Here is a 1,244-nt window from a genome sequence, read left to right on the forward strand (position 1 = left end):
CAGCACCGGCGTGGCGCCGACGGCCGACAGCGGGATCGTGCGGAAGTCGTCGAGCGAGCGCAGAAAGCCCCGCGAGCGCACCATGTACTCGGTCTCGGCCAGCTCGACCACGGACCCACCCGCCGCCTGGTTGGCATTCTTCAGGGCTTCGACCACCATGCGCTGCGTCACCCCCAGCGTGCGCATCCGGTCCGGGTCCAGCACCACCTGGTACTGGCGGACCATGCCACCCACGCTGGCGACCTCGGCCACGTCCGGCACCGTCTTCAACTCGAACTTCAGAAACCAGTCGTTCAGCGCGCGCAGCTGCCCCAGGTCGTTCTTGCCGGTGCGGTCCACCAGCGCGTACATGTAGACCCAGCCCACGCCTGTGGCATCGGGCCCAAGCGCTGCCACAGCCCCCGGCGGCAGCTTGCTCTGCACCTGGCTGAGGTATTCGACGACCCGGGACCTCGCCCAATACGGGTCGGTCTTGTCGTCGAACAGGATGTAGACGAACGAGTCGCCGAAGAAGCTGTAGCCGCGCACCGTCCTGGCCCCGGGCACGCTGAGCATGGTGGTGGTCAACGGGTAGGTGACGAGGTCTTCGACGACCTGCGGCGGCTTGCCCGGGTAGGTGGTGCGCACGATGACCTGGGTGTCGGACAGGTCGGGCAGCGCATCCACCGGGGTGCGCGCGACGGACCACAGTCCTGCCGCCACCAGCGCAGCGCTGGCCAACAGCACCAGAAAGCGGTTGCCGACGGACCAGCGGATGAGTGCGGCAATCATTGGGCAGCCCCGGCCTTCTGCACGGTCACCAGCTCCCACTCCATGGGGCCGCCGGGTTTGAATGTGAAGCTGACCGTGTCGCCAGGCCGGATGTCCGCGAAAGCACCGGCTTGCGCCTTGCCGAAGCCCATGGTCATTTCCGGCCACTGCAACGCGGGCACCGGCCCATGCGAGATGGTGATGCCGTCGGCGTCGACACTTTCGACCTTGCCACTGGCGCGGTGGACGCCGACGGGTGCCGACGCAGCGGCCACTGCGGGCACCGGCTGGGCAGCACCCATGGCACCCAGCACCGACTTGAGCCGCGCCTCCGAGTCGATGAGGAACTGGCCACTCGTCACCACCTCATCGCCTTCCTTCAAGCCTTGCAGCACTTCGAGCTGGTCGCCCAGGTCGGCACCGAGCGTCACCTCACGGGGCGCGAAGCTGGCGCCATCCTGCCGGACGATGACCACGGCGCGCACGCCTGTGCG

At 68.2% G+C, this 1,244-nt stretch carries 2 protein-coding genes; both read right to left on the reverse strand.

From position 1 onward, the window contains the following. Positions 1-771, reverse strand: a 771-nt coding sequence (locus AC099J_RS31460; RefSeq protein WP_479619244.1) for an efflux RND transporter permease subunit, incomplete at its 3' end; no start/stop codon positions are given. Next, positions 768-1,244 (reverse strand): copper-binding protein (locus AC099J_RS31465; protein WP_479619245.1); only part of this gene is annotated, 477 nt, incomplete at its 5' end. The genes AC099J_RS31465 and AC099J_RS31460, both read right to left, overlap by 4 nt.

The sequence above is a fragment of the Rhodoferax sp. RT4P68 genome (assembly GCF_056521305.1).